Origin of the sequence: Pseudotenacibaculum haliotis (genome assembly GCF_042684245.1) — a bacterium.
Taxonomy (GTDB): domain Bacteria; phylum Bacteroidota; class Bacteroidia; order Flavobacteriales; family Flavobacteriaceae; genus Polaribacter; species Polaribacter haliotis_A.
In genome coordinates, this window is the sequence record NZ_JBHULH010000004.1 from 706057 (window position 1) to 731808 (window position 25752).

General features: G+C 35.0%; 30 protein-coding genes. 19 read left to right on the forward strand and 11 right to left on the reverse strand.

Going from position 1 to position 25752, the window contains the following annotated elements:
• Window positions 1-6 precede the first annotated feature (6 nt).
• Together ACFSRZ_RS11245 and ACFSRZ_RS11250 are read right to left on the reverse strand one after the other, a co-directional pair.
• Window positions 7-324: an antibiotic biosynthesis monooxygenase family protein gene (locus ACFSRZ_RS11245; RefSeq protein WP_379666656.1), complete on the reverse strand. Its 318-nt coding sequence runs from the start codon at window positions 322-324 to the stop codon at window positions 7-9.
• Complete coding sequence (locus tag ACFSRZ_RS11250) at window positions 321-833, reverse strand: GNAT family N-acetyltransferase (protein ID WP_379666657.1); 513 nt, start codon at window positions 831-833, stop codon at window positions 321-323. The genes ACFSRZ_RS11245 and ACFSRZ_RS11250 overlap by 4 nt, the downstream gene beginning before the upstream one ends.
• A gap of 49 nt (window positions 834-882) precedes the next feature.
• On the opposite strand from ACFSRZ_RS11250, the gene mtaB reads away from it, so the two are divergent.
• From mtaB to ACFSRZ_RS11270, 4 genes are read left to right on the forward strand one after another with little or no spacing between them, the layout of a single operon-like run.
• Entirely contained in the window at window positions 883-2220 is a 1338-nt protein-coding gene (gene mtaB, locus ACFSRZ_RS11255; RefSeq protein ID WP_379666658.1) for a tRNA (N(6)-L-threonylcarbamoyladenosine(37)-C(2))-methylthiotransferase MtaB, read from the forward strand.
• Window positions 2221-2232: 12 nt separating this feature from the next.
• Window positions 2233-2889: an alpha/beta hydrolase gene (locus ACFSRZ_RS11260; RefSeq protein ID WP_379666659.1), complete on the forward strand. Its 657-nt coding sequence runs from the start codon at window positions 2233-2235 to the stop codon at window positions 2887-2889.
• Window positions 2890-2944: 55 nt separating this feature from the next.
• Window positions 2945-3847, forward strand: coding sequence for a lytic transglycosylase domain-containing protein (locus tag ACFSRZ_RS11265; protein WP_379666660.1), 903 nt, complete (start codon window positions 2945-2947; stop codon window positions 3845-3847).
• Window positions 3848-3849: 2 nt separating this feature from the next.
• Window positions 3850-4062: a hypothetical protein gene (locus ACFSRZ_RS11270; RefSeq protein WP_379666661.1), complete on the forward strand. Its 213-nt coding sequence runs from the start codon at window positions 3850-3852 to the stop codon at window positions 4060-4062.
• Here ACFSRZ_RS11270 and ACFSRZ_RS11275 read toward each other — a convergent pair.
• The 4 genes from ACFSRZ_RS11275 to ACFSRZ_RS11290 all read right to left on the reverse strand — a co-directional run bounded on the left by ACFSRZ_RS11275 (window position 4057) and on the right by ACFSRZ_RS11290 (window position 7793).
• Entirely contained in the window at window positions 4057-4986 is a 930-nt protein-coding gene (locus ACFSRZ_RS11275; protein ID WP_379666662.1) for an NAD(P)H-dependent flavin oxidoreductase, read from the reverse strand. The genes ACFSRZ_RS11270 and ACFSRZ_RS11275 overlap by 6 nt on opposite strands.
• A gap of 118 nt (window positions 4987-5104) precedes the next feature.
• The gene (mnmA, locus tag ACFSRZ_RS11280; RefSeq protein ID WP_379666663.1) at window positions 5105-6292 is read right to left on the reverse strand and encodes a tRNA 2-thiouridine(34) synthase MnmA; all 1188 of its coding nucleotides are present in this window, start codon (window positions 6290-6292) and stop codon (window positions 5105-5107) included.
• Between the two features lie 66 nt (window positions 6293-6358).
• Window positions 6359-7090, reverse strand: a complete 732-nt coding sequence (locus tag ACFSRZ_RS11285) for a hypothetical protein (protein WP_379666771.1) — start codon at window positions 7088-7090, stop codon at window positions 6359-6361.
• On the reverse strand, window positions 7050-7793 hold the full coding sequence (locus ACFSRZ_RS11290; protein WP_379666664.1) for a toxin-antitoxin system YwqK family antitoxin: 744 nt from the start codon (window positions 7791-7793) through the stop codon (window positions 7050-7052). The genes ACFSRZ_RS11285 and ACFSRZ_RS11290 overlap by 41 nt, the downstream gene beginning before the upstream one ends.
• Window positions 7794-7838: 45 nt before the next feature.
• Here ACFSRZ_RS11290 and ACFSRZ_RS11295 point away from each other — a divergent pair, with 45 nt between their 5' ends.
• Both ACFSRZ_RS11295 and ACFSRZ_RS11300 read left to right on the forward strand, forming a co-directional pair.
• The gene (locus ACFSRZ_RS11295) at window positions 7839-8426 is read left to right on the forward strand and encodes an adenylosuccinate lyase (protein ID WP_379666665.1); all 588 of its coding nucleotides are present in this window, start codon (window positions 7839-7841) and stop codon (window positions 8424-8426) included.
• Window positions 8427-8498: 72 nt separating this feature from the next.
• Complete coding sequence (locus ACFSRZ_RS11300; RefSeq protein ID WP_379666666.1) at window positions 8499-8834, forward strand: hypothetical protein; 336 nt, start codon at window positions 8499-8501, stop codon at window positions 8832-8834.
• Here ACFSRZ_RS11300 and ACFSRZ_RS11305 read toward each other — a convergent pair.
• A complete protein-coding gene (locus tag ACFSRZ_RS11305; RefSeq protein WP_379666667.1) occupies window positions 8823-9230 on the reverse strand; it encodes a group III truncated hemoglobin in 408 nt (135 codons plus the stop codon). The genes ACFSRZ_RS11300 and ACFSRZ_RS11305 overlap by 12 nt on opposite strands.
• A 67-nt stretch (window positions 9231-9297) precedes the next feature.
• On the opposite strand from ACFSRZ_RS11305, the gene ACFSRZ_RS11310 reads away from it, so the two are divergent.
• The 10 genes from ACFSRZ_RS11310 to ACFSRZ_RS11355 all read left to right on the forward strand — a co-directional run bounded on the left by ACFSRZ_RS11310 (window position 9298) and on the right by ACFSRZ_RS11355 (window position 19652).
• On the forward strand, window positions 9298-9894 hold the full coding sequence (locus ACFSRZ_RS11310) for a Crp/Fnr family transcriptional regulator (protein WP_379666668.1): 597 nt from the start codon (window positions 9298-9300) through the stop codon (window positions 9892-9894).
• A 67-nt stretch (window positions 9895-9961) separates the two neighbouring features.
• A complete protein-coding gene (gene purB / locus ACFSRZ_RS11315) occupies window positions 9962-11305 on the forward strand; it encodes an adenylosuccinate lyase (RefSeq protein ID WP_379666669.1) in 1344 nt (447 codons plus the stop codon).
• Window positions 11305-11724, forward strand: coding sequence for a hypothetical protein (locus ACFSRZ_RS11320; RefSeq protein WP_379666670.1), 420 nt, complete (start codon window positions 11305-11307; stop codon window positions 11722-11724). Before purB ends, ACFSRZ_RS11320 begins: the two co-directional genes overlap by 1 nt.
• A gap of 3 nt (window positions 11725-11727) precedes the next feature.
• Complete coding sequence (locus ACFSRZ_RS11325) at window positions 11728-12504, forward strand: TerC family protein (protein ID WP_379666671.1); 777 nt, start codon at window positions 11728-11730, stop codon at window positions 12502-12504.
• A 351-nt stretch (window positions 12505-12855) separates the two neighbouring features.
• Window positions 12856-15258 carry a TonB-dependent receptor gene (locus ACFSRZ_RS11330; protein WP_379666672.1) on the forward strand — a complete coding sequence of 801 codons (2403 nt, stop codon included), beginning with the start codon at window positions 12856-12858 and terminating at the stop codon, window positions 15256-15258.
• A 55-nt stretch (window positions 15259-15313) separates the two neighbouring features.
• Window positions 15314-15895, forward strand: a complete 582-nt coding sequence (locus ACFSRZ_RS11335; RefSeq protein ID WP_379666673.1) for a type 1 periplasmic binding fold superfamily protein — start codon at window positions 15314-15316, stop codon at window positions 15893-15895.
• A 157-nt stretch (window positions 15896-16052) separates the two neighbouring features.
• Window positions 16053-16397, forward strand: coding sequence for a hypothetical protein (locus ACFSRZ_RS11340; RefSeq protein WP_379666674.1), 345 nt, complete (start codon window positions 16053-16055; stop codon window positions 16395-16397).
• A 10-nt stretch (window positions 16398-16407) separates the two neighbouring features.
• Window positions 16408-17583 carry a hypothetical protein gene (locus ACFSRZ_RS11345; RefSeq protein ID WP_379666675.1) on the forward strand — a complete coding sequence of 392 codons (1176 nt, stop codon included), beginning with the start codon at window positions 16408-16410 and terminating at the stop codon, window positions 17581-17583.
• 17 nt (window positions 17584-17600) lie between these two features.
• Window positions 17601-18638, forward strand: coding sequence for a patatin-like phospholipase family protein (locus ACFSRZ_RS11350; RefSeq protein ID WP_379666676.1), 1038 nt, complete (start codon window positions 17601-17603; stop codon window positions 18636-18638).
• A gap of 81 nt (window positions 18639-18719) precedes the next feature.
• On the forward strand, window positions 18720-19652 hold the full coding sequence (locus tag ACFSRZ_RS11355; RefSeq protein WP_379666677.1) for an alkaline phosphatase D family protein: 933 nt from the start codon (window positions 18720-18722) through the stop codon (window positions 19650-19652).
• 10 nt (window positions 19653-19662) lie between these two features.
• On the opposite strand, the gene ACFSRZ_RS11360 is transcribed toward ACFSRZ_RS11355, so the two are convergent.
• On the reverse strand, window positions 19663-20955 hold the full coding sequence (locus tag ACFSRZ_RS11360) for an MFS transporter (RefSeq protein ID WP_379666678.1): 1293 nt from the start codon (window positions 20953-20955) through the stop codon (window positions 19663-19665).
• 91 nt (window positions 20956-21046) lie between these two features.
• Complete coding sequence (locus tag ACFSRZ_RS11365; RefSeq protein ID WP_379666679.1) at window positions 21047-21856, reverse strand: M48 family metallopeptidase; 810 nt, start codon at window positions 21854-21856, stop codon at window positions 21047-21049.
• A gap of 112 nt (window positions 21857-21968) precedes the next feature.
• Between ACFSRZ_RS11365 and ACFSRZ_RS11370 the strand changes: the two genes are divergently transcribed.
• From ACFSRZ_RS11370 to ACFSRZ_RS11380, 3 genes are read left to right on the forward strand one after another with little or no spacing between them, the layout of a single operon-like run.
• Window positions 21969-22847, forward strand: a complete 879-nt coding sequence (locus ACFSRZ_RS11370; RefSeq protein ID WP_379666680.1) for an alpha/beta hydrolase — start codon at window positions 21969-21971, stop codon at window positions 22845-22847.
• Window positions 22844-23338 carry a peptide-methionine (R)-S-oxide reductase MsrB gene (gene msrB, locus ACFSRZ_RS11375; protein ID WP_379666681.1) on the forward strand — a complete coding sequence of 165 codons (495 nt, stop codon included), beginning with the start codon at window positions 22844-22846 and terminating at the stop codon, window positions 23336-23338. Before ACFSRZ_RS11370 ends, msrB begins: the two co-directional genes overlap by 4 nt.
• 36 nt (window positions 23339-23374) lie before the next feature.
• Complete coding sequence (locus ACFSRZ_RS11380) at window positions 23375-23929, forward strand: DUF1572 family protein (protein ID WP_379666682.1); 555 nt, start codon at window positions 23375-23377, stop codon at window positions 23927-23929.
• 5 nt (window positions 23930-23934) lie between these two features.
• On the opposite strand, the gene ACFSRZ_RS11385 is transcribed toward ACFSRZ_RS11380, so the two are convergent.
• Window positions 23935-24924: a LacI family DNA-binding transcriptional regulator gene (locus ACFSRZ_RS11385; protein WP_379666683.1), complete on the reverse strand. Its 990-nt coding sequence runs from the start codon at window positions 24922-24924 to the stop codon at window positions 23935-23937.
• A 68-nt stretch (window positions 24925-24992) separates the two neighbouring features.
• The gene (locus ACFSRZ_RS11390) at window positions 24993-25751 is read right to left on the reverse strand and encodes a LytR/AlgR family response regulator transcription factor (protein WP_379666684.1); all 759 of its coding nucleotides are present in this window, start codon (window positions 25749-25751) and stop codon (window positions 24993-24995) included.
• Between the last annotated feature and the right edge of the window lies 1 nt (window position 25752).

Here is a 25752-nt window from a genome sequence, read left to right on the forward strand (position 1 = left end):
TAGCAACTATTTCTCAAACCCATATTCTCTCTCTACTCTACAGATTCGTAATTGGTATTGTTTGTACCATTGTCCTCTTCCCCTATTTCTGGCTTCAGTATGTTCTACATCACTTTTCCATCGTTGAATTGCCTCTAGGTCTCTCCAATAAGAAACTGTAATCCCTAACTCCTCTCTGGCATATTCAATTCCTAAATACCCATCTTGCTGTTTTGCCAACTCTTCCATACGTTCGGCTGTTTCTAGGTAATCTGTAAGATCATCAGTTAGCAATGAGGTGAAAATAACAGCATAATATGGAGGTTGAAGATGACTAACAATCATAAGACTAATTCGTATTTGGTTTCTGGAATATTTAATTGAGGATCAATGTGTTTTCCTACTTCTTTAAAATTACACTTTTGAAGAATCTTGGCAGAAGCTATATTTTCATCAGCTACAAAACCAATTAATTTAGGCATGCTAATAGACTTGCAATATCCGATCAAGCCTTCACAAACTTCATAACCATAACCCATGCCCCAATATTTCTGTAAAAAACGGTATCCTATTTCATCATCCCTATTATCGTCTTTTACCAAAGCACAAGTTCCTATAAAAGCATTGTCAGATTTTCTTTCAATGGCATAAATCCAAAACTCATTGTCTTTTTCATCATACTTTCTGATAAGATCCGGTAACTCTTTTTCATTCTCTTCTCGGGTCATTGCAGTAGGTCTCACAAATCGCATTACATTATAACTTGCTTGCATTTCGTGAAAAGGCTCTAAATCACCTACTTGCAATCTTCTGACTATCAATCTTTCTGTCTCAAAAATGATTTGTGTGTTCATTTGAATTCTAAGAATTATCGTAACTTTGTGCGCCTTTAAATGTACAAGAATGAATGCAGATAAAAAAGTAGCTTTTTATACTTTAGGTTGTAAACTCAATTTCTCTGAAACCTCTACTATTGCTCGTAGTTTTGTGAATGAAGGATTTGAGCGTGTTAACTTTGAGGAAAAGGCAGATGTGTATGTAATTAACACCTGTTCAGTTACGGATAACGCAGACAAACGATTTAAAACCATCGTTCGTTCTGCTTTGAAGAAAAATGACGATGCTTTTTTAATTGCTGTAGGATGTTATGCACAATTAAAACCCGAAGAGTTAGCTTCAGTTGATGGTGTTGATCTGGTTTTAGGAGCTACAGAAAAATTCAATGTAACCAGTTATATCAATGATCTGACTAAAAATCAAGTTGGAGAAGTTCATTCTTGTGAAATTTCTGATGCTGATTTTTATGTAGGTTCTTACTCTATTGGAGATCGTACCAGAGCTTTCTTGAAAGTACAAGATGGTTGCGATTATAAGTGTACTTACTGTACCATTCCTTTAGCTCGTGGAATCTCACGTAGCGATACATTGGAAAATGTATTGAAAAATGCCAAAGAAATTTCTGAAAAGGGAATCAAAGAGATCGTTTTAACAGGAGTAAATATTGGTGATTATGGTAAAGGTGAGTTTGGGAATAAAAAACATGAACATACTTTTCTAGAGTTAGTTCAGGCTTTGGATAAGGTAGACGGAATTCATCGTTTGCGTATTTCTTCCATAGAGCCAAACCTACTGAAAGACGAGACCATTGACTTTGTTGCCAATTCTGAAACATTTGTACCTCATTTTCACATTCCACTACAAAGTGGTAGTGATGATCTCTTGAAGAAGATGAAACGTAGATATCTACGTAAGGTATATACAAATAGGGTTACCAAAATAAAAGAGGTAATGCCCAATGCTTGTATAGGTGTAGATGTGATTGTTGGATTTCCGGGTGAAACTGACGAACACTTTCTAGAAACTTACAATTATCTGAACGATATGGACATTTCTTACCTTCATGTCTTTACCTACTCTGAACGCCCTAATACAGAGGCTGTTCTTATGGAGTGTGTTGTTCCAAAGAATGTTCGTGCCAAGCGTAGTAAAATGCTAAGAGGTTTGTCTGCTAAAAAACGTAGAGCATTCTATGAAAGTCAGATAGGAAATACATTGACTGTTCTTTTTGAAAGTGAGAACAAAGAAGGGTACATTCATGGATTTACAGAGAATTACGTAAAAGTAAAAACTCCTTGGAATCCGGAATTGGTAAATACTTTGCACAAAGTGACTTTGACAAATATTGATGAAGATGGGTTGGTTCGTTTTGATTTTGTAAAAGAATCTGTAGAACTATCTTAAGTCTTTAGAATAATGTCTAAACAACACCTCTATTGTTTTCCCGGATTAGGAGCCAGCTCTAAAATATTTGAATACATTTCTTTGCCTGAAGATGAGTTTGAAATTCATTTACTGGAATGGAAAATGCCTCTTTCTTTGAACGAATCCATTCAAGAGTATGCTACTCGTATTTGCGATGAAATAAAGCATGAAAATCCTATCTTGATGGGAGTTTCTTTTGGAGGGATGATTGTACAGGAAATGAGTAAGATCATTCCTACAGAGCGTGTTATTATTGTTTCCAGCATTAAATCACATCATGAACTTCCCAATCGTCTTAAGGTAATTAGAGATACAAGAGCTTACAAATTGTTTCCTGCTAAGATTGCAGAAAATCTAGAAGAGTACACCAAATATTTCTTTGGAGATTTCCTGAAGAAAAGAGCCGAATTATACAAAATGTATCTTTCCGTTAGAAATGCAGATTATATGAAATGGGCTATTTACAATGTGCTACATTGGAAACAAGAGGCTCCTTCTGAAAACATTATACATATCCAAGGAACAGATGATCATGTCTTTCCTCATAAGCATATCAAAGACTTTATCCCTGTTGAAAAAGGAACCCACGCTATGATTTTAATGAAAGCCAAAACGATTTCACAAATTATTAGGAATCATTTAACTTGAATCATCTTTAACAATTTCTTAATTTTAGGTTTTTAATTACATAAGGGGGAAATACATGCAGAAAACAATACGTAACCTAGGATTTTTTTCAACTACCATATTATCTTTTTTCTTTTTGAATGCGGTCTATATTTCAGATGTTGGCCCAGAAAAGAATACAGCAGAAACCTATAAAATAAAGGCTTTAAAGATTCCGAAAGGATTGACATTTGCCGGAGAAAAGGTTCCTACCGAACGTCACGATATCAAAGAAAGAATGGATCGTGAGCTGTTGGTAAACACTTATTGGCAGTCTAATGGCTTGTTGCTTATTAAAAGAGCACATAAGTATTTTCCGATTATTGAGCCGTTATTAAAGAAATATGGTATTCCTGATGATTTCAAATATTTAGCGGTTGCTGAAAGTGGATTGCAAAACAACTCCTCTCCTGCCGGAGCATCAGGATTTTGGCACTTTTTACGTTCTTCTGCCAAAGAATATGGTTTAGAGGTGAATAGAAATGTTGATGAGCGCTACAACTTAGAATTGGCAACCAAAGTAGCTGCCGAATATTTAAAGAAATCTAAAGAGCGTTTTGGAAGTTGGACGTTAGCTGCTGCTGCTTACAATGCAGGAAACGCCCGTATTTCAAGAAGATTAAAAACACAACAGGTTGATGATTATTATGATCTTTTGTTGAATTCTGAAACATCTCGTTATGTTTTTAGAATTGTAGCCTTAAAAGAGATTTTATCCAACCCAAAAAATTATGGTTTTGAGTTTGAAAAGGAAGATTTGTACATCTTACCTCCTACCAGAAGTGTAAAAGTAGACACAGCTATTGCTAATATTGCTTCTTTTGCCAAAAAGTTTGGCACCAATTATAAAGAGTTAAAACTTCACAACCCTTGGTTGCGAGAAAACAAGCTCAACAACAAAAGTCGAAAATTATATCACATTAAAATACCTGTAAAATAACTATGGGAAAAATACTACCCTACATTTACTTTATAGCAGCTGTTGCTTGGTTGGTAGATGGTTTCATCCTTTTTTTCAAAGACCTGGAAACTTACCGTATCTTCTTAGATTACACTATGGACAATAAGTATGGTTTTATTGCCTTTAAAATATTTTTTGCCTTGTTGTTAGTTTGGGCAGGTGTTAGACGATTAAGGATGCAAAACGAATCATAGGTTTGCTTTAACCTCTTCGTATTCTTTGATGATTTCTTCCAGAACTTGCTTTGCAGGTTTGATCTCGTGAATGATACCGGCAATTTGACCAATTTCTAATTCGCCGTTTTCCAAATCGCCTTCAAACATTCCTTTTTTGGCTCTGGCTCTACCTAGCAACTCTTTGATCTCTTCAATAGTTGGGTTTTGCTGATACAGTTCTTGTACTTGGTTGTAAAAATGATTTTTCACCAAACGAACCGGTGCTAACTCTTTTAAGGTTAAATGTGTATCACCGTCTTTTACATCAACAATAACTTGCTTGAATTTATCATGAGCGGAAGATTCTTGAGTTGCCGCAAATCTACTTCCAATCTGAACTCCATCAGCTCCTAAAACCATGGCAGCTAGCATACCACGTCCGTTACCGATTCCTCCGGCTGCAATTACAGGAATATTTACACCTTCCTTTACCATAGGAATCAACGTAAACGTAGTAGTTTCTTCACGCCCATTGTGCCCTCCGGCTTCAAAACCTTCGCAAACAACAGCGTCTACTCCGGCAGCTTCAGCTTTTTGAGCAAATTTTACTGAACTAACTACATGTACTACTGTAATACCTTTTTCCTTCAGAAAAGAAGTCCATGTTTTTGGGTTTCCTGCTGATGTAAAAACAATCTTTACGCCTTCTTCTACAATGATATCCATGATTTCCTCTATTTGAGGATATAGCATAGGAACATTCACTCCAAAAGGTTTATCCGTTGCTTTTTTACATTTCTGAATGTGCTCTCTTAGTACATGAGGATACATAGAACCGGAACCAATAAGTCCCAATCCACCTGCATTGGAAACAGCAGAAGCCAGTTTCCAACCGCTTACCCAAATCATTCCTCCTTGAACAACGGGGTATTCTATATTAAAAAGTTCAGTAATCTTGTTCATTATATGGACGTAAAGCTAACAAAGAAATCTAAAGGAAAGGTATATCTGTACAGAATTTTTCTATTCAGATAAATAGCAATCCATTATTGACTTCTCTTTACTTTTGAGTATCAGTTTTTTAAGAGATCACCCCTGAACCTAGCAACTCTTCTCCTTGATACCAGGCTACAAATTGTCCTTCTTGAATAGCAGATTGTGGATTCTCAAATTCTACAAACAATCCATTCTCTACTTTGTACAAAGTAGCTTTCTCTAAAGGTTGACGATATCGAATTCTAGCTTGAACTTCCATTGTTTGATGAGGCTCTAATTGCAAGTCTTCACGTATCCAATGTTCTTCGTCATTACTTACAAACAAAACGCTTCTATACAATCCTTTGTGGTTTTTACCTTCACCTGTATAGATGATATTTTCATTGACATCTGTTTCTATCACAAACAAAGGTTCTTTGGTTCCGCCTACTGCCAATCCTTTTCTTTGTCCTTTTGTAAAATAGTGAGCTCCTTGATGTTTTCCTACAACTTTTCCATCAGTTTGTTCGTACTGATATTTTGTAGCGTAAAAGCCCAACTCTTCTTGCTTTGATTGAAATGCAGGAATTTCTCTTTCGTACACATTAGCATCATTGGCTACTTGTACGATCACTCCTTCTTTGGGTTGCAATTTTTGCTGTAAAAACTCCGGAAGTCTTACTTTTCCAATGAAACACAGCCCTTGAGAATCTTTCTTTTCTGCCGTAATTAAATCAGCTTCTTTCGCAATTTCTCTAACCTCTGGTTTGGTAAATTCGCCTATCGGGAATAACGCTTTAGACAATTGCTCTTGTGAAAGTTGGCATAAGAAATACGATTGATCTTTATTGTTGTCTTTTCCTGCCAGTAACTTGTACACAGGCTTTCCATCAATAATCTCTTCTTCTTTTCTACAGTAATGTCCTGTTGCTACATAATCGGCTCCCAAGTTCAAAGCGATGTCCATAAACACATCAAATTTGATCTCTCTGTTACACAACACATCCGGATTAGGAGTTCTTCCTTTTTCGTATTCATCAAACATATAGTCTACAATACGCTCTTTGTATTGTTCACTAAGATCTACTACTTGAAAAGGGATTCCTAATTTTTCCGCTACGATCAGTGCATCATTACTGTCTTCCAACCACGGACATTCATTAGATATAGTTACAGAGTCATCATGCCAATTCTTCATGAAAAGACCTATAACCTCATATCCTTGCTCTTTTAGTAAATAAGCAGTAACACTACTATCTACACCTCCAGAAAGTCCAACAACTACTCGTTTCATTTATTTCTATTTCGGTGCAAATTTACGAAAATGTAGGTGATCTTCTAATGGAAAGAATTGATGTTTCTATTGAATAAATTGATGTATTCTTTCAAATACCATTTCAGACTTTTGATCGGTTGAGATCAGCTTTAGTTTTTTGTCTTCTAAAGTAAAGTTCCAAAAGCTGAATTGGGATGGATTTCCATAGTTTACCATTTGAATTTCTTGCTTGTGCGCGTGCACTCTGTAGGTTCCGTACACTTTTCCTGTTGGCATATTATGCTGTACATACATATTGTCCCAACGAAGATGTATCATCGATTTATTGTCTGGATTTACAACGGCAGTAATGTCATTCCCTTGATCAGTAGCCTGAATTAACTTCCAAAGACCTATCAACTTGTTTCCTTCAGATTGTGGGATTTTGTCGATCCTTTTTAGTGAGATCGTGACTTCTTGTCCTTCTTCAACTCTTTTCCATTGCATTTTGCTATCACTCAAGGTAAGTGTAAGAGCTCCAAAAGTATCTCTAATTCCATTGGCATCTACAACTTCAAGTTGATCTCCTTTTAAAGACCAAGTTCCTGATGAATGTTGTAGCCAACCATTTCCAGAAGTCTGTGTATTATCTGGGAGAAACCTCATCCAACGTGCAATTGGCGTCATCGAATTTTCTCCAACCTGTACCTTTTCTACAAGCCAGAGTCCTTCTACTCCCAAAGAATTTTGCTTTTCACAACTTAGTATTAGAATTGCAAAAAGTGAAAGCAGCACATTAGCTTTTCTGCTTATTCTCTTCTTGTTTCTTCTTCGCATCTTTTTTATTGAATTTGTTTTCGTCTTGTCGTTGCTTTCGAGTTACCTTTTTTCCTCCAATATAGAATTCCCATTTTCCGTGTCTCTTTCCATCTCTATAAACCCCTTCCTCTTTAAGATCTCCATTCAACTCGTAGTACTTTCCTTCTCCATTCAAAATACCATTCACATAATTCACTTCTTCAATCAACACACCTCCATCTGAGTATTTCTTAGAAAATCCATTTTTCTTTCCGTTCTGGTACTGTGTATGTTCTAACATTTTACCATTAGGGTAATAATTCTTTAGATCTCCTTCCAGTTTACCATCTAGATAAGCTTCTTCTGAAAAGGTCTTTCCGTTAGAAAAATAATACATCCACTTTCCTACTCTTTTCTTTCCAACCATGTATCCTTTGGAACGAAGCTTTCCTTTTAACGTGTAAAATTTTACAAAAGCAGAGTCAGAGTTTACTGAAAATTCTTTGATAATTGTAGGATGCTTTGACGTAGATATGTCGTAATACTTAAAAGTCCCCACTTCTTTCCCATCTTTGAATTGCCCTACATAGCGTATTCTCTTGTTAGGATAATATTTTTTCCAGATTCCTGTTCTCTTCTTATTTTTATCAAACTGATTGATTCTTTGAGCATTCAGCTTGAAGCTTCCAAAAAAAACAGCGAACAATAGAGAAAGAGAAATGAGTCTTTTTATCTTTAGCATCAGTTTTATTCTTTAGGGTAAATATACATTTTTGAAACGAATCCCATGAGTAGAGATTATTTATTAGAACAGTTAAACAACCTACGTACTGCTAAAAGAGATAACCGTCAAAGAGTTGCAAATATTGTATCTGAGCAGATCGAATTAATGGCTCCTTTAGTTGACATCACTTTTTTGGTGGATGATAAATCTTCTATCAAAGCTGCTTGGGTATTGGAGTGGCTTTGTACTCATAACGATCTAAACCTTATCCTTCCTCATTTAGATCAATTTACTCAACAGATTAGCTCTCTTCGTTTCGATAGTTCTATAAGACCCTGTGCTAAGATATGTGAACATCTCGCTGTTGCCTACACAAACAAAAAAGAAAATCTGGTTAAAGAATCTTTAAAGGACCAGCACATTGAAACTATTATTGAAACCGGTTTTGATTGGTTAATTACTCCTCAAAAAATTGCTGTAAGAGCTTATACAATGACTACTTTGTTCTATTTTGGAACCTTACCCGGAAAAGATTGGGTGCATCCTGAGTTAGAACATCTTATCAGAACAAAAATTGTTCATGAAAGTAAAGGTTGTAAAGCCAGAGGCAGACATATTTTAGATGCCATAGAAAAGCATCGCTCTCGCTAAATTTCGTTTATGACTGAGGTCATAAATTAAGTTCTGAGTCAGAAATAACTTTGTTGTATAAATCCAATACCTATGCATACAACAATATCACATTCAGTTATTAAAAAAGAGAGGAAATCTCAAAAACTCAATCTCGTTAAGAGAATCAATAAACTTATAGAGAAAGAAAAAAGTAATTCGATCGGAATCTCAATAGCCTTGATCATGTTTGGAACCGGAATAGCTTCCATTACAGCAGCTTTGGCGGTAGATAACAATTCCTTTTTTATTTTAATGCTAGCCACTACAGCAGCTATGGGAGCAAATGTAACAGCTATCAGTCAACGATCATTTAAGACCATTAGCTGGGCATTTATTATCAATATGAGTTTGAATATTTTACTAATTGGTTATCAATTAGTCTTTTAATAGTTTTCTAGCTTCAAAAATCCTTAGAAAGAGTAAGGATGCAATATTTCTTGCTCTTTCTTTGGCTTCATGTGCTTTATCTCCAACAAACAAAGAGTCAACAGTAGAAAACCACAGCTCAAGCCATTTTCCAAAGTGTTTTTGCGTAATTGAATTTTCGAAATGAGTATCAACATCAATATGTGCTTTCATCGGGTTTCCTTTGTAAGCTCTTTTATAAAACAAGGTAGACTCCCAAAAACCGGTTAATTTATCTATATGCGGATCCCATTCGTCTTCAGGTATGGTTTCTAAAAAGATAGGTCCAATAAAATCGTCTTTCTTGATCTTATTGTAGAATGTTGATACCAATAAAAAAACATCGTCTCTATTTGTTATTTCTCTTCTTGTACTCATCTAAAAAATTATTTTACGCTTCAAAAGTATATATTTACGCTATGAAGCGTTTATGACCTGAATCATAATGATCCACAAAGAACTTCTTATTCAATTCGGTGCTCTTGAAAAAGACTATCAAAAAAATGACAGAATCTTTTCTGAACAAGATTACGCACGTTATTATTATCAGATCCTCAATGGAGTTGTAAAGATGAACAACTATAATGAGGATGGCAAAGAATTTATTCAAGGAATCTTTTACAAAGATCAAAGTTTTGGCGAACCTCCTCTCTTTGCAGATATTACTTATCCTGCAAATGCAGAGGCAATTACAGATACTACCATACTTGCACTCCCAAAAGAAGCCTTGTTAGAACTTCTGTACAAAAATCCGGATATTCATTTGAACGTTACCAAAGCACTGGCAAATCGCTTGTACTACAAAGCCATTATAGCTACAGAAATTTCCAGTCATGAGCCAGAACATCGGGTTTTACGCTTTATAGACTACCTAAAACACGAGGTTCATAAAACTCCGGAAAAGTTTGCTTTTCAAGTAGAACATACCCGCCAGCAAATAGCTGACCTTTTGGGATTAAGGGTAGAAACCGTTATTAGAGTCATTAAAAATCTCGAAAAGAAAAATGAAGTGAGAATTTTAAAGCGAAAAGTGTACAGATAATTCATTTTTATGATGGTTATCACTTCAGTAATTTTTATTTTTGTGCTTTTCAACACAACACCTAAATATGAATTTAACTCAGCTCAATGCAATATCACCAATTGATGGAAGATATCGCGGAAAAGTAGCTCAATTAGCCAATTATTTTTCAGAAGAGGCTTTAATCAAGTATCGCGTTTTAGTAGAGATCGAATATTTTATTGCTCTATGCGAAATTCCTTTACCTCAATTAGCAGATTTTGATCACTCATTATTTCCAGAACTCAAGAAGATCTATGAGGATTTTTCTGCTGAAGATGCTCAAAAGATCAAAGATATTGAGAAGGTAACCAACCATGATGTAAAAGCTGTAGAGTACTTTATCAAAGAGAAGTTTGATAGTCTACAATTAGAAAAATATAAAGAGTTCATTCATTTTGGGTTGACCTCTCAAGATATCAACAACACAGCCGTTCCTTTGTCTATCAAAGAAGCTGTTGCAGATGTTTATCTTCCTGAGTTTGAAAATGTTTTAACCAAATTAAAAGAGTTGGCTATTGAGTGGAAAGATGTTTCTATGTTGGCCAGAACTCACGGACAACCGGCTTCCCCTACTCGATTAGGAAAAGAAATTGAAGTATTTATAACTCGTTTGGAGGAACAAATCAAATTTGTAAAAGAAATTCCGAATGCCGCTAAGTTTGGAGGTGCTACCGGAAATTACAATGCTCATAAAGTAGCTTACCCTTCTACTGATTGGAAAGCTTTTGGAGCTAGTTTTGTGAATGAAAAGTTAGGATTGTATCATTCATTCCCAACAACACAAATAGAGCACTACGACCATATGGCTTCTTTATTTGATGGATTGAAACGTATCAATACGATTTTGATCGATCTAGATAGAGATATCTGGACCTATGTAGCCATGGATTATTTCAAGCAAAAGATCAAAAAAGGAGAAGTAGGATCATCGGCTATGCCTCATAAGGTAAATCCTATTGATTTTGAAAATTCTGAAGGAAACCTAGGTATTGCTAACGCTATTTTTGAACATTTATCAAGAAAGCTTCCTATCTCCAGAATGCAGAGAGATTTAACAGATAGTACTGTATTAAGAAATGCAGGAGTTCCTTTTGGTCATACGATCATTGGATTTACTTCAACTTTAAAAGGGTTGAACAAACTGTTATTGAATGCAGAAAAGTTTGAAGAAGATTTAGAAAACAACTGGGCTGTTGTAGCTGAAGCTATTCAAACCATTTTAAGACGTGAGGGATATCCAAACCCTTATGAAGCCTTAAAAGGATTGACCAGAACCAATGAGAAGATCAACCAACGATCTATTGCAAATTTTATTGATTCATTAGATGTTTCTGATGAGATCAAAAATGAATTAAAAGTTATTACACCGTCAAATTATACAGGTATTTAATGAAGAAGTTATTTTACTTTTTGCTATTAGCTATCCTTTTTTCTGCTTGCCAGCCTGAAATGAAAGGTGATGCAGATCGATTTAAAAAAGGAGTTTTTGAGATTCCGGCCGGAAAAGGATATAGCAAAACCATTATTACTAGAGTAGACAGTCTACAAATTGAAGAGTACACCAAGTTTGCTGAAATCTCTACAGATTCTGGAGTATTTCAAAGAGAAACAAAGAGAATAGATACTTTGTATATTAAGTGGAAAAACAATTTCTTCTACACGCTTCGTATGAAATCTCCTAAAAATGATACTGATAAAGATCCTATCTTTGTTCAGATCACTAAGATTTCTGATGATTCGTATGAGTTTAGTGCTAAGATTGGATATTCGAAATTCAAACAAGACGGTAAGGTTTATAAAGTAAAATAATGTATGGAGATATTTTTGCAGGTTGATACTTGGGTAGCTTTACTTACACTAACTTTTTTAGAGATTGTTTTAGGGGTAGATAATATTATTTTCATTTCTATTTCTGCCAATAAACTTCCTGAACAACAAAGAAAAAAAGCAACTTTATTAGGTTTGTCACTCGCTATGATTACCAGAGTGGCATTGCTTTTAAGTGTTTCTTATTTAGTGGCATTAAAAGATCCTATCTTTACTATTGATACTTCCTGGTTGCAGGCCGGAGTAAGTATTCAAAGTATTATTCTATTCTTAGGAGGGTTATTCTTATTGTACAAGAGTACCAAAGAGATTAGAGAAAAGATGGAAGAAAGTGTGCAAAAGCATGACGAGCCTACAAAGATTGCTACCTTTAAAAGTGTAATTTTTCAGATTATACTTATCGACATTGTATTCTCCTTTGATTCTATATTAACAGCAGTAGGAATGACCAATGGTATTGAGGGAGCTTTAACTATTATGGTTATCGCAGTAGTGATCTCAATGATCATTATGATGGGTTTTGCAAATCCTGTAAACAAGTTTGTAAGCAAGAACCCAACCATTCAAATGTTAGCCCTTTCTTTCCTGATTCTTATTGGGTTTATGCTCATAGCAGAAGGTGCTCACTTATCGCACACTGTTATTTTTAACAACTCTATAGGCAGTATTCCAAAAGGTTATTTGTATTTTGCGATCGCTTTTTCATTAGGAGTTGAGTTCCTAAACATGAGAATAGTACGTAATAACAATAAGAAGTCATAGAAAAACTAAGAAAACATAGCATCCTTTTTGTCACCTTATTGCTCTTTATACCGGCAATAATTCAGGTTGTTCATGCTTTTGACTCTCATCATCAATATGAGTGTTGTACTCATGATTCAGAGCAGCATTTCCATGCTGAGGATGTTGATTGTACTTTATGTCATTTACAGTTTGAATCTAGTGCATTCGTTTGTAATTTTTCTTACACTATACCACTTGTCAATACTACTTGTGAGCAAGTAAATCTTTATAACTTCTATAAGGATTACAAACACTTATCTTTTTCTCTAAGAGGCCCTCCTTCCCTGTAAGACCTCTGCCCAAATTATCTATAAGTTAAAATATTAATTAATGATCAAAAAGTTATACTGGGTCATTGCTATGGTATGTATATCTACCTTAGCACAAGCCCAAGATTGTAATATAAGTTTCAAAGGTCTCGTGAAAGATTTTCACGATGGGATCCCTATTTATGGTGCGACAATCCAAGTTGAAAGCTCAAAACAATATGCTGTTACTGATGAAAAAGGAAACTTTGTTTTGAAAAATCTTTGCAAAAAGAAATATTGGTTGATCGTATCTCATGTATCATGTGATACCAAAAGAATTCAAATTGATGTACAAAAAAAATCTTTTATAGAAATTCGATTAGAACATCATGTAGAAGAACTTAACGAAGTTGCTGTAAAAAGTGAAGTTGCTAAAAAAACAAAAACAGCTCAAGAATCTGTTTTAAAAACTGACATCATAGAACAATATAGTTCGCAATCTTTAGGAGATGTTCTAAAGGAAATACCGGGTGTATCATCAATTAACACCGGAAATACTATTGTGAAACCTATGATTAACGGAATGCATGGTAGTCGATTGATTATCATGAACAGTGGTGTTCGTTTGCAAGATCAAGAATGGGGTATCGAGCACGCTCCAAGTATTGATGTAAACTCAGCAAATCAAATATCTGTTATCAAAGGCTCCGGTGCTTTAGCTTATGGTGGTGACGCCATAGGTGGAGTTGTTGTTTTAAACCCTGCTCGAATAATTTTAAAAGACACATTATCCGGAAAAACCATCATTGGAGGTCAGAGCAACGGAAGAGGGTACAATGTATCTACTTGGTTAAGTAAAAATTATAGTTCAGGATGGTTTACTCAATTTCAAGGTAGCTATAAGAGAAATGGTGACTTTAAAGCACCTGATTATAATTTAACCAATACAGGTTTAGACTCAAAAGGTTTTTCTCTTAGATTAGGGAAAAAGACATATAAATCTGGTTTTGAGCTTTACTATAGCTTCTTAGATAATGAAATTGGAATCTTAGGAGCTTCTCATATTGGTAATGTTTTTGACCTACGTGAAGCTATTAATACTGGTCAACCTTTTTTGATCGAAGATTTTAGCTACCATATAGATGTACCAAAACAAAGCATCAAACATCATCTGGTAAAAGTAAATTACTTCAAACGTTTTCAAGAATTTGGAAAGGTAAATCTACAGTACGATTATCAAAATAACAGAAGGTTAGAGTTTGACGTACGAATAGGCGATAGAAGGAATACTCCTGCTGTTGATCTTTCTTTACAAACCCATTCCATTTTAGCAGATGTAATTATAGATGTAAACCCGGATCGAAAAATCAATTTTGGAGTTTTAGGTCGTTATCAGAATAATTTCGCTAATCCAGATACTGGTGTAAGGCGTCTAATTCCTGATTATGACAAGTACGATTTTGGCGCGTATGTTACTACAGAAAAGCGCTTAAACGACAACTTAATTGTTGATGCCGGAATACGTTATGACTTTAATAGAATTGATGCTAAAAAGTTTTACCGTATTTCTAGATGGTTAGAGCGTGGCTATGATCAGGATTTTGCAGACATCGTTATAGAACAGCTAGCCACTCAACTTTTAGCCAACCCAATATTTAATTACCATAACATATCGGCTTCCGCTGGTTTAAAATACAATCTAAACGAACGAAGTTATATTTTAGGAAATTATGCATTGGCTAGCAGACCTCCTAATCCTTCGGAATTATTTAGTGATGGATTACACCATTCTGCAGCTAGATTTGAGTTAGGTGATCTTAGATTTGACCAAGAGGTTTCTAATAGGATTTCTGCATCCTATGTTTACGGGTCATCAAAGTTTAGTTTGTTAGCAGAAGCCTTTTACAATAGTATACGAGACTATATTTACCTAAGACCCTTTGATTTCTTAGTAACCACCAGAGGTCCTTTTCCTATATGGGCATATGAACAAACCAATGCAGAAATTTTTGGTTTTGATCTCACTACAACCTATGAAATCACAGATGCATGGCAATTTCAAAATAAGATGGCATTTATTAGAGGTAACGATAGGAAAACAGATTTACCTCTCATAGATATGCCTCCTTTTAATACTGTTAATCAGATTACTTACAGTAATAAAAAGTGGCATAACTTTTCTGCTAGTTTAAAGTCTGAATGGGTTTTTGAACAAAATAAATTCCCTGATTTTAATTTCGAAGTAGAAGATCAGTTAACAGGAGATATGATTTTGATAGACATTAGCTCTCCTCCTTCCGCTTATCATCTACTGCATTTTTATAGCGATGCTACGTTCAATTTAGGTGATAAAACCAAATTAAATGTTGCTATCGGAGTTAACAATTTACTCGATACTTCGTACAGGAACTATTTAAATCGTTTGCGCTTTTATGCGGACGATTTAGGACGAAATATAACACTTCAATTACAACTAAATTTTTAAACTAAACAATTCAAATATGAAAACTATAAACATTAATACTCTAAATTTAAATTTTATGAAAACAAGTAAATTTTTTATTCGTGCTGTACTTTGCTTAGCACTTGTAACATCATTTGTGTCTTGTAATGACAATGATGATCCGGAACCAGTTAATGAAGAAGAATTAATTACTGACGTAGTATTAACTTTTACAAATGTTGCAAATGCAAATGATACTGTTGTATTGACAAATAATGCTCCTGATGGACAAGATGGTACTTTTACAAATGACGTTCAAGGAAACTTTACTGCAGGTGCTACATACGCTTTAACACTTTCTATACAAAACTCTTCAGAAACTCCTGCAGAAGATGTATTAAATGGAGATATCATTCCTGAAGGAGATGAGCACTTTTTTGTATATGCTGTAAATGGTATTAACTTAACTATGACTAGAGATAATGATGATGTAGATGGTGCAGGCGGGTCTAAATTAGGTGTAAAAACTACATGGATAGCAGGAGCTGCTAGTACAGGTAGTGTTAGAATTCAATTAATTCACGAGCCTACTACAACTGATGATTCTGATAACTTTGGATCAGCTACAGGTGGGTCTAATGATTTAAACATCACGTTCCAAAACGTATCAATCCAATAATCTTTACATCAATAAAGATTAAAAAAGCACTGATTAGATCAGTGCTTTTTTTTATATGCGCTATTCTGCAAAAAAACACGCAGAAATACGCATTTTTATCTACAGTCTGTGCTGTAACTTTAAAACTTCAACTTAAAACATTCAATACTATAAAGTTATGGCTATTTGGACTACAACCAACAGAGCTTGCAAAACTCTTTGGACTTCTCTTTACTCTATGCAACAATTAGTTACCAATTTTGACGACAGTGGTGCATTGTATATGAACGACCTTACATTTTACAACCAACTTGCAGATGCTGATCAATTATCTGATGAAGCTAAGATGGTAGCAGATCAATTGGATAATATTTTTATCAACGGAAGAGGAGCTCAATATGAGCCGGGTGTAGACCATGCACAAGCTTTGTCCGGTATGATCACAATTTTAACGGATAAAACAAAGCAAGTACAAGACCTCGCTTCTCAGGTAGATGCATCGTATAAATTTTGGGGAGAATAAACATTATATTATGAAAAAAACGCTAATCCTTATCGCTCTGCTCTTCATGAGCTTTGGCTCTTATGCTCAATTTAACGGTTCTCAATTAGATGAGACTGTAAAGTCTTTGTCTTTAAGAGGTTTGAGTAATGAAGCCATCAAAGATGTCTTAAACGGAACACTAAACAATCCGCAATTGTATAACGATGCCTGGAAATCACTTATCGATTATGCTATTAAAAAAGATAGTACACGATGGGATTTTTTGAATGACCTAAATATACAATTCAAAACATTTCAAAGTATCAACAACAGTTCATCGGCCTTAGGTTTTTCCTACGATTTTAATTTTAATTATTCCAATTTTGTAAAAAAAGACAATGGTCGTATTTCCAACACCCTTAGTTTTAAACTCAATGGTAATGTTGCTTTTAATCGGAATGTAAATCCAAATGATTTCTTAGAAACTTCTTTAGACTATAGCTTCACCATGTTTAAAGGTGGAGTAGTTAAGCAAAAAGATACTGCCATTTTTACAAAGCTTAATCAGATTGAAGACAAGCTTGTCACAATGAAAGACCCAAACAGTCCTGAAGCTCAAAAGCTCTGGACAGAATTTGGGGAGTATTTAAAATTTTCAAATCAATATTATATTGCTTTCGGGCCTAAATTAAGTTTGGAGTCCAATCAAGATTTCACAAAGAAACAGTTTGTATACTCTGCAGATCTTTCCTTAGGTGCTAAATCTTGGGATAAGAACAGTACATTATCCAAGCTAAATATTTTGGATTATCCTTTTGCGCTTATCAGATGGATTGTTGGAACCGACAGCAAGTTTCAACCTTATGGTTCTACCATCCCTACTCTCTCTGCCGGAATCAACTCTGTAAATCCTATCAATGATTTTAACAGACAAGCCATTGTTGGAAACTTAGATCCTTTTCCTCGTATGAGATTTGAATCTAGCTTCCGAACTTTTGTTTCGAGAATTGAACAGGAAAATATTTTCTTTAATGCGAACATTCGTTACTACAAAGAAATTGACGCTAGTGCTGCGATCAAAGCTGCTAAACTTGATGAGCACTTTTACTTTGTTATGGCTTTACAAACTACTTCTGGGTTTTATGTTAGTTATGCCAAAGGGTCACTTCCTTTTGATGCTTTGAGTGATGAAGTGTATGCCGTTGGTTTTCAATACAAGTTCTAAATCAAAACAATCATATTATGAAAAGAAAAGTTAGAGTTTTAACAATAGACGGAGGTGGTATCCGTGGAATTTTACCGGGTTTAGTACTTGCTGCTCTAGAGCAAAAGCTTCAAAAAAGACTAGAAAACCCTGACCTGAGAATATCTGACATGTTTGATTTTCTGGCAGGAACCAGTACCGGAGGAATCTTAACCTTGGCCTATTTGTTACCCAATGATGATAATAGACCAAAACTTACAGCACAGGATGCTGTAAACATTTATTTGGATAGAGGTGATGAAATTTTTGATGTGAGTTTTTGGCAAAAGGTAAAATCCGGCCTAGGTGTATTGGATGAAAAATACGATGTAGCCGAATTGGAAGAAGCTTTAAATGATACTTTTCAAGAATCAGAATTAAAAGACCTTCTAAAGCCTTGTGTGATCACTTCTTATGATATTCGAGGTGGAAAACCTCATTTATTCAAGCAGCATCGATCACATAATGCTATCGATAATTATAAAGTAAAAGATGTGGCCAGAGCTACTTCTGCAGCACCTACCTATTTTGAAGCTGCTCGTGTTAAAAATGGAATTGGGTCTCCTTTTCCTGTTATAGACGGAGGTGTGTTTGTAAACAACCCTGCCCTAGTTGCTTATTCTGAAGTGCGTACCATGGATTTTGATTTTATGGATCATGCGCCAACAGCTAAAGATATGATGATCGTTTCTTTAGGAACCGGAAGTCAAAGCAAATCTTATTCTTATAAAGATGCCAAAGATTGGGGTGCTATACAGTGGATCAAACCTATTATTGAGATCATGATGTCCGGAAATTCAATCACCGTAGATTATCACTTACAGCAGATCTATGGAACTTTAGAAAAAGAAGATCAGCCCGATTATCATCGATTAGAACCCAAAGTAGTTAGTGCCGATTCTGCTATGGACAACGCTTCTGTAGAAAATATGAATTTATTAAAAGAAGACGCTCTTTCTTATCTATCTCAAAAAGAAGTAAATAAAGAGTTGGATGATATTGTAGAAAAACTCATCAAATACGGAAAAGACAATTGAAAAAGGAATTGTACGTAAGTCTCCTTCCTACTTTCAAAAAGCATTGCGTAAGCAATGCTTTTTTTATACTTTCGATTCAGCATGAAAATCGCTTTTACATCTTGTGTTCGTTACGAGGCCTTTAAAGAACAAAAAGAATGGGATTACATCTATGATGCAGATCCCGATTATTTGTTCTTATTAGGAGATAATATCTATATGGATTATGGTATATGGCCCTTTACTCAAGAGTATGTAACCGCTCCTAGAAATTATAGCTTGGAAAAGTTTACAAAAGTGATGGAAACAAAATACCGCAATCAGTTTGAAAAAGTACCTAACTTTCAAAAACTGCTTGATAAAATGAGAAGTAAGAATGGTTTTTTTGCTACTTGGGATGATCATGATTTTGCTTGGAACAATGCAAAAGGAGCCCTAGTAGACAAACAAAAAAAAGAAGTTTCCAGAAAGCTATTTCATAAATACACGCAATGTTCTACCAACATGCCTCATGTATACTATCATGTAGATACTCCTTTGGCACGTGTTATTTTTCTGGACAATCGTTATGATGCCGAGAAAAAAGGGAAAGACAGTAAACTTATTAGTGAAGAACAATTTTTATTTATAGAACAGGCTTTACAACATACGCTTCCTTATACTATTTTATGTGGCGGAATTACGCTCACACAAAGCTCAGAGAAGTGGTCTCAGTACCCTAGTCAATTGCAACGTCTTTGTTTTCTTTTGGAGAAAAAAGAAAGAGTTCTGTTTTTAGCGGGAGATGTTCATTACAATAAGTTTGTACCTGCTAAGTTTCTTGGAAAATTAAACTGTATCACTCCCCCACAATTGATCGCTTCAGGTATGCATATCAATCTTTTAGGCCTCGGGATTTCTGCAGACAACAGACATAACTGGGGATTATTAGAATTGGAAAAAGACCATGCTAAGGTGCAATTTTTCAACCGAGGTAAAATTCAGCAAAGAAAATCAGAGAAAGCTTCTGATTGGTTACAAAAGAATCTATTCTAGATCTTTAAAATTACTTTACATACTTTGTTCCTTTTAGGAAACTTAAGACTACAAAAGCAGCAACAAAGAATATGGCTAAACTCAAAGCACTCCATTGCATTGACCCAGTTTTTGCACTTAAAAATCCAAAAATGAATGTTCCAAAAACAATAGCGATCTTTTCTGTCACATCAAAAAAGCTAAAATAGGTTGCATGATCTTCAGTTTCAGGAAGTAATTTTGAGTAAGTAGATCTTGACAAAGATTGAATTGCTCCTAATACCAATCCTAAAACTCCTCCTAAAGCGTAAAAATAAATATCTACATTAGGCAGATCTTTATGTAGCATAAATGCGCCAAAACAGACAACCATCCATATGAAGAGTGAAATTTTCAATGCTTTAAAGTTTCCATATTTCTTAGATAAATTAGAGAATAAACTAGCTCCTCCAATTGCCACTAACTGTATTACCAATATAGTAATTATCAATCCGGTTGAATCCAATCCTAGCTCTTGAGATCCAAATATTGAAGCCATTAAAATGATGGTTTGTACACCAACACTTAAAAGAAAGAAAGCAACTAAAAACCCTTTAAGAGTAGGATAGTTCTTTACCTCTTTCATGACCATTCTCAATTCTTTAAACCCTTTCCAAAAAATGTCTCTATCCGGCTTTTTATTGAACACATTATTTGGTAACCTTTTAAAGGTAAACTGCGCGAAACCAATCCACCAGATTCCTACCAACACAAAAGAATAACGCATCATTTTTAGCTTATCTGCATCTACTTCCTGACTTAAAATAAGAACCAAGCATAAGATTAATAAGATTACCGAACCTAAGTATCCATAGATAAACCCTTTGGCACTTACTCTATCTTGATCTTCAGGATGTGCTACTTCCGGTAAATATGAATTGTAAAAAACAATACTTCCCCAGAAACCTATACTAGCCAAAATACTGAAAACAATTCCCACCCAAATTGTATCTAGATCTTTAAAAAAGTACAGAGACATTACCGAGAGAGATCCTATTAGACAGAAAACTTGTAAGAATCGTTTTTTATTTCCGGTATAATCAGCTATAGCTGATAAAATAGGAGAAATAAATGCTACAACTAAGAATGAAAAGGACAATGCATAACTATACAAGGCATCAGGATGTTGCCAATCTGTTCCTAAAAAATAAATTGTTTCTCCATCTGTTACAGCAGAGTAAAACAATGGAAAAATTGCGGTACTGATTACTAGAGAATACACTGAATTAGCCCAATCGTAAAATGCCCAAGCATTGATTAACTTCTTGTCTCCTATTTTTAACATGGTTTAAAAGGTTGGTTGAAAAAAACCGTCCTTCATACTGATCAAATTCAGCATCAAGAACGGTTTACAAGATAAATAAATTTATTTTCTCTTATTTTTCCTGAGCGTTAAATTGTGCTGCCAATCGCTTGGCTTCCGGTAGGTAATCTTTTAACGCTTTGATCCTACTCTCGTTAGAAGGGTGAGTACTTAAGATTTGAGGTACTTTTTTCCCTTTTGCCTTTTTACTCATACGTACCCATACCTCAGCAGCTTCTTCTCCGTTATATCCGGCCATGATCATAAATACCAAACCTAGTTTGTCTGCTTCTGCTTCATGCTCTCTACTATAAGCTAACATTCCTACATTAGACCCAATTCCGTAAACAGTATTCCATATCTTCTGAGTATCTTCACTCTTCCCACTGGTTCCTATCGCCACAGCAATTCCTCCAATTGCTTGCATCTGTCCTTGCCTCATTCGCTCTTGACCATGTTTAGCGAAAGCATGTGCTACCTCATGTCCCATTACAGCAGCAATTCCGTCTTCATTATCACAAATTGGTAAAATTCCTGTATAGAATACAACCTTTCCTCCTGGCAAAGCCCAAGCGTTTACTGTCTTATCTTCTACTAAATTGAATTCCCAACGATAAGAGTCTGCTTCTTTTTGCATCCCATTATTTCTCATAAAATGATCAACTGCTTTAGAAATCTTTGCTCCAATTTCTTTAATCTGTTGTGTAGCTTTTTTGTCTTCTGAGAGTTTATTTTTCTCTAGAAACCCTTTGTACTGGGCAAAACTTGCCGGTAAAACATTTTCGTCATTCACCGGTTTAATTCTTTTCCTTCCTGTAATGGGTACAGTAGTACACTCTACAAAAAACACGGCTACTAGTGCGACAATAATTATTTTCTTCATTCTTTTTTTATTCATTTCAAACGACATTGATATTGTTTACATTTGTGTGACACGTTATTTATAAAAACGTCACTTAAAATTACATATTCTCTTTTAGTTTAAAAATAATTTATTGCAGCTTTTACAACCCCATAAAAAATTTCCTCCCAGTTTAGCCATTCCTAAACCTATTTCTTTTCTTTCAAGAAATATTGAGTTTCTCTCTAGTACGCTTGCTGCTAGAATAGCTGCTAGAATTTTTGTAACCCCTATTGGTTTTGATATTCCAAAGAGAGAACAATACATGTTAAAAAGTGCTCAAAAGAAACGTTTGAGCGTTCCGGAAATAAAAAAGGAAATAGAAATTCTATCTTACGGTTACTCAAGAAAGAAAGTCTTATTGGTTCATGGTTGGGCAGGAAGAAGTACGCAGCTTTTTGCTTTTGCTGATAAATTATTGGAAAAAGGATATATGGTTATTTCGTTTGATGGTCCTGCTCACGGAAAATCTACAGGGCGTACAACCTCTATGCTGGAATTCTTAGCAACGGTAAAAGCTATTACAGAGACTTACGGGCCTTTTGAGGCTGCCATAGGTCATTCCTTTGGAGGCATGTGTTTGTACAATGCTGTAGCAGATTTTCTTGACATCAAAACCTTTATTGCCATCGGATCCGGAGATAAAGTCTCTGACATTATCAAAGATTTTACACGAAACCTCACACTTCATCCGTGGACTGCTAAAAGAATACAAAATCGACTTGAAAAAAAGTGGAAATTACAAGTTGATGATTTTGCAAGTCATCAGTTAGCAAAAAAAATAGATATTCCTGTTCTTATTGTACACGATACACAAGATGGGGATGTTCCTGTAAGTTGTGCCTATAATATTCGTCAGAACTTAAAGAAAGGTTCGATATTGATCAGTTATGGTTTGGGTCATACCAAAATATTAAGAGATCAAAAGATCGTAACCAAATCTGTCGAATTTATTATCAGGAATACAACATGAGAAAGTTACTTATGATGATGGCAGTTGGATTATTGATCAGCTGCAATGGCTTTGCCCAAAAGAAAGAAAAAAAAGAGGAAAAGACCTATAAGGTTTCTAAAACCAATGCCGAGTGGAAACAGTTGCTAACTCCTATGCAATACTATGTGTTACGTCAGGCTGGAACAGAACGTGCATTTACAAGTCCTTTAAATAAGAATTACAGTAAGGGAGTATATACTTGTGCTGCTTGTGATACGCCTTTGTACGAATCTGAGCACAAATTTGATTCAGGTTCCGGTTGGCCTTCATTTGACAGAGCAATTGCCAATTCTGTTGATTTGGATGTCGATTATAAAATAGGCTATGCTAGAACGGAATTAAAATGCGGAACTTGTGGTGGACATTTAGGACATTCATTCAATGACGGCCCAAGAGAAACTACCGGACAAAGACATTGTATCAACGGAGTTGCTTTAAAGTTTAAACCCATCAAAAAAACAGAAAAATAACGTAAATTAAGGGCTGAAAAAATCAGCTCTTTTTTTATGGATAATTCTTACCTACCCAGTGCCGTAAAGCAATTTCAATACTACAAAAGTCTTGGAGAGAAAACCATTGATCAACTCTCTGAAGAGCAATTGTTTTGGACATCAGATACAGAAGCCAATTCAATTGCCATTATTGCAAAACATATTGTAGGAAATATGTTAAGCAGATGGACGAATTTTTTAACTGAAGACGGAGAGAAATCCTGGAGAAATAGAGATGATGAGTTTGTAAACAGTTATGAGACCAAACAGAATATTCTTGATAGCTGGGAAAAAGGTTGGCAGTGTTTGTTTGAGGCTCTTGACTGTGTTACAGAAGAAAACAGTAATACTATAGTTTATATCAGAAATCAAGGTCATACCATCACAGAAGCCATTAATAGGCAACTATGTCATTATTCGTATCACGTAGGCCAAATTGTTTTTATCGGAAGAATGCTTAAAAAAGACGAATGGACTTCACTTTCTGTAGCCAAAAATGCTTCTAAACAATACAACAAAGAAAAGTTTAGCAAAGCTAAAGGCAGAAGGCATTTTACAGATGACCTGTAAGGGATTTAGCTCGTTTCTCTTACGTAAAGTGAAGAGTTAACCGTCAACAATTCAGGATCTTTCAATGGTTTGTTTAGCTTCTTCAGCAATAATTCAGCAGCTGTTCTTCCTACTCTTTTTCCATGCTGATTGATGGTTGTCAAACTCGGTGTCAGATGCTCAGAAATTTTAGTTCCTGCATATCCTATCAATGAGAGTTTCCCGTTGCTTAGTACCTCCTTTTTCTTCCCTATTCTAAATGAAGCTAACGAGGCTTCTTCATCCAATGCGATAATAGCATCAATTTTCTGCGCCTCAATAAGTGATAGTACTTCATTTTCTACTGCTCCCTCAGATCCTTCTATAAGAATTGATTCTTGTATTCCTTCAATAGCAGCCAAATATCCTTTGGTTCTAAGCTTTCCTACACTAAGGTTATTGATTGTTGAAGCCAATGCAATGTTCTTTCTTCCTTTTGATTGCAGTTCTTTAACTGCATTGAAGATTGCCTCATATTCATCAACTACGACTTTATCGCAGTCTATAGATTGTACTACACGATCGAACATTAAAAGATGAACATCGTCCTGCACATTTTTTAAATGAGTAAAGTCTTGCTTTATTTGAGTTTCTTCTGAAACAGCAATGATAATTGCATCAACAAAACCATTGGCTAGCGTTTGAATGGATTTTACCTCTTTTTCGTAAGACTCATTGGTAATGCTAATGATAATATTGTAATCTGTCTTTGCAATAACACTCTCTATACCTCGTAAAGCTCTTGCTAAAAAAAAGTTCTTAATACTAGGCAATACAACTCCAATAGTATTGGCTTTACCAGATTTAAGATGTACTGCTATTCTATTGGGCTTGTAGTTGTATAGCTTTGCTGTGTCTTGAATTCTTTTCTTGGTAGCAGGACTTATTTCATGACTATCATTTAAAGCTTTTGATACTGTGGAAATAGATACATCCAACAGTTTGGACAATTCTTTAATTGTAATGCTTTTTTTCATGGAAGATATAACAGTTATGAAGTAGAAAAATACAATAAGCCCACAAAATAGAAAAACTTATTTCAAAATTAATTCCCTTCAAACCATTTTTTAAAGGTTGATACCTTTTCTCTGCTCACCACAATCTCTTTTTCTACTCTAACTTTAGGCGTAACTTTCAAGCGGTTATTGGAGTATACTACCACATCTTGAATTGTATTGATATTGATAATAAAAGTTCTATTGACCCTGAAAAACTCTGTTGCGTCTAAAACATTGGTTAAATCCTCTAGCTTGTAATCTAAAATGAACTTTTTGTTTTCGTTAGTGATCAAATATACCGTTCTGCCTTCTGCATAAAACAAGGCAATTTCATTTGTCTTTATAGAATGAATATGATTTCCCAGTTTGACCAAAAATCGATCTTTGAGCTTCTTTTTCCCGATCATCTTTTCCGCTTCTTCAATAGCTTCCTGAACGCCAAAAATGGTTTGTAAAGATTTTAATTTGTTCATCGCCTTAGAGATATCTGTAAACGTGATAGGTTTTAGTACATAATCTACACTGTTTACTTTAAAAGCATCTATGGCATACTCATCAAAAGCTGTTGTAAATACTACGGGTTTGTTGATCTTTACTTGATGAAAGATCTCAAAACTCAATCCGTCTGTTAATTGAATATCCATAAAAGCAACATCAAAATCATCCGGATGGTTTCGAAACCATTCTACAGAGGCTTCTATGGATACTTGCTGTGCAACTACCTCAATGTTTGAATCGAACTTTTTTAAATAGCGTTCTAGCTTTTCTGCTGCTAAATGTTCGTCTTCTATAATAACAACTTTCATT